Genomic DNA, 3047 nt, shown 5'->3' on the forward strand with positions numbered 1-3047 from the left:
CGGTGCCGCCAGAATTGGATCGATGCCATTGCCGGCAAACAGCCCCCGCTGCTGCAACTGCTGGAAGTTTCCCCGGTGGTGGAAGTCGAATCGGTTCAGGAGGCGATCGAACATCAAGCCCTGGACGCGGCTAAAACTTCCCCCGGCGCACAAATCGATCCAGTCCAGGAGCCACCGCTAGAGTCCAAGTTTAGCCGCATCGTCTACCCGCGACCGACTGCCAAGATTGAGCCAAAAATGAGCCAAAGTGCGATCGTATTCCTCCGCGATATTGGACACAAGGTCGATCGGAACACTAAGCCGCCACAAGCTCTCACCGAACAACGACCACCCGGTCGGGGTGACGGTCGGGGAGGTGATTTGGAGTTAGCCGTTGGGATGTTAGTTGGTCGCCGGCGCGATCGGCTGCACCTCGGCAAGATTCTCGCTATCTACAAATCACGGCGGGGAATCTGGCGGGCAAAAGTCCAACCCCTCAACAAACCCAATTTCGTTTATTTCGATTGCGCGAATCTCATCGAACAGAAATTGCTCTATGACTACGAGATGAAACCGGGAGGATTTATCCCCATCGGCACAATCTTCGACAAAGCCAGAGGCGAAAATTTTGAGGTTTATTCGCGCAAAGTGCGATCGGCAAAACCGACAATTTGGACGCCAGGGCAACTGAGCCAACTCTCAATTTTTAGGCTCAAACAAATCGCCCGCGAGATGGAGATACCATCAATCCCAGGCAGTGCAGGGAAACGCAGCTTAATCCGAGCCATCCTTGCAGAACAGGCCATCTCGCAGGAAAAAGCAGCAGCGCAGCGCGAAAACAGTAGCCCAATTGCTCAGAAGCAAAAATCTGCACCGATTGCCAGCAAGAAGCGAGCGGCCGCGTCCCCGCTGGGGAATCAGTTGTCATTATTCGATGTGGCGGTGTAGCGATGTTTCCATTTTTTATCCCTACTTTTGATTGGTGCGATCGGGCAAACCGACAAATCGACACAGACGAACCGCCTGACACAGGGATTTTTGCCCGACTGCCCAAGCCTAAGCCTCCCAGCTTTCCGCCGATGAGTGTTGCTGCGGGCGATCGTTATTTTCGCCGCCTGGCAATTTTGAGGTTGAGCGGGCGATCGCCCCCAGGAGGTGATGCGATGCACTAAGCCATTGCTTCCATAGAGATTTAGACATGAAAAAGTTATCTCCCATATCTCGTTTGTGCGATCGTCTTGATGAGAGACGTTAGGGCGATCGCTTCCTCTTCTAACAACCGTTACTTAATTGAGCAACATGAAAATTAATCGAATCGGATTTGGATACACCAAAAACTTAGGCAATTACGAAAATTGCAAAGTGTGGCTAGAAGCGGATTTAGAGGACTGGGAAGACCCTCAAGAAAGCCTTAACTGCCTTCGCAATCGAGTAGCTCAAGAACTTAAATTACCCGACAAATGGCACGACCTTATATTGAAGTTGGCAGCGCAGATGGCATCGCTAGAAGCCCTCACTTCCAAAATCGAATCCAAAAAAGCCGAATTAGCTAAAGCTGAGGAAGCTTGGGACAATTTTGCAGAATTTCTTACTGCTCACGGCGTCGATCCGGTCACGCTGAAGATTGAAAATTTCGCCGCGACTAAAGTTGATCACTCAGTTGCCCCTCTCGAATATGTAGCCGACGATAGCGCCGAATTGGGATTCGGGGAACGCGACACATCTGATGACTATGACGATGGCGTTCGTTACTTTGACGATGACGACGATGACGACGATTACTGACAGCAAACTTATCTAGTAAGCGAAGACGACACCGTTACCCCCTACTTTTAATGCAACTCACTACCGACTTTAACGATGATTTTTGGCAGCCGCCAGAAAGCGAATTCCAACCGCTCCTAGAGTTTGAGGAAGAGATTTCACGAGAAATTCCCCACAACGATATTTCACTCCTTACCCAACGAATCAAGCGCAGCTTTTTAGACTACGTGCGGCAAGGAATTATGCTTGAAGCCGTGCGCCGCTACCGTCTCTATAAACGGCAGTATCGGGACTTCGCCGAATACTGCAAACTCGTTCTAGGGCGATCGCCCTTCTACTGCAAAAAGATTATCCAAGCGGCCCAAATCTGCCTGCAACTCATCAAATCCAAGTTTAAGATTCTGCCAACCTCAGTAGCTCAAGCTTTGCCATTGGTGAAATTTGCTCAAGTAGATGAGTACGGGCAAACCCAATTAGAGGAAAAATGGCAGACCGTGATTGATGGCTTCCCCCCACAGTTAATCACCGCCGCCAAGATTGCCGAAGCGCTCGACGAGAACCCAGAGGACAGAGCCAAGCAAGTCCGCATCGGTGGCAAATCTTACCAGCTTCTGCAACAGAAAGCAGCAGCGGCCGGCATGGCAGTTTCTAAGTATCTCGAAATGCTTATCGGCGGCACCGAACCGCCCGATGATGAACCGCCCGATGATGAACCCGACAGCGAGGGAGAGCCGACAGAACTGACGGCCGAACAAGAGGAAATTTGCGATCGGGCTGAAGCTTTCACCCGCCAACCTAAGCCAAAACGGGTAGCAGGTTTTGGTAGCAAGAAGCTATCAACTTGCTATCAAAAAGCTATCAAAAATAGATCCGACAAAGCGTCGGACTCATCCTAGTTTTTTTAAAACCATGCACAATACTTTCACCTACCGGCATTCTGACTTGCCTCCAGTTCGCCCTGAAATCAAAGCGCAAATTGTCGCCCTCGACTGTCAAATTGCCGACTTGATTTTGAAAAGCCAGGGTAACTATCGGGAACTAGAAGAACTAGCAGAAGTGCTAGACACTTGCCTAGACACTTGCAATCTCAATCTCAACTCGATCCAAATCATCCCCGACGATAGCCCGCAACCCGGTACTATCACCATGCGTGATTTGCCGCTTGAGCAAAAACAACTTATTTATTCCTGTTCAAATACCAACTCAATTTTGCTAAATTTGCTTAGCAAAATTACGGGGCAATCCCCCCAGCAATTAGCCTACGACATAGCCGTGCAAGCGTCAATCCATCAGGAACCAGTCGA

General features: G+C 50.0%; 4 protein-coding genes and 1 pseudogene. All 5 read left to right on the plus strand.

The annotated features are described in order from the left end of the window. Positions 1 to 927 (plus strand): annotated as a pseudogene (locus tag QUB26_RS31460) (hypothetical protein); the annotation flags it as partial. Between the two features lie 2 nt (positions 928 to 929). Then, the gene (locus QUB26_RS31465) at positions 930 to 1151 is read left to right on the plus strand and encodes a hypothetical protein (protein WP_333321230.1); all 222 of its coding nucleotides are present in this window, start codon (positions 930 to 932) and stop codon (positions 1149 to 1151) included. A gap of 127 nt (positions 1152 to 1278) precedes the next feature. Beyond that, positions 1279 to 1764: a hypothetical protein gene (locus QUB26_RS31470; RefSeq protein ID WP_333321232.1), complete on the plus strand. Its 486-nt coding sequence runs from the start codon at positions 1279 to 1281 to the stop codon at positions 1762 to 1764. A 50-nt stretch (positions 1765 to 1814) separates the two neighbouring features. Further along, on the plus strand, positions 1815 to 2639 hold the full coding sequence (locus QUB26_RS31475; protein WP_333321234.1) for a hypothetical protein: 825 nt from the start codon (positions 1815 to 1817) through the stop codon (positions 2637 to 2639). 13 nt (positions 2640 to 2652) lie between these two features. Beyond that, positions 2653 to 3047, plus strand: a 395-nt coding sequence (locus QUB26_RS31480) for a hypothetical protein (RefSeq protein ID WP_333321236.1), incomplete at its 3' end; no start/stop codon positions are given.

This window comes from Microcoleus sp. B4-C1 (assembly GCF_036705285.1).
Classification (GTDB): Bacteria; Cyanobacteriota; Cyanobacteriia; order Cyanobacteriales; family Microcoleaceae; genus Microcoleus.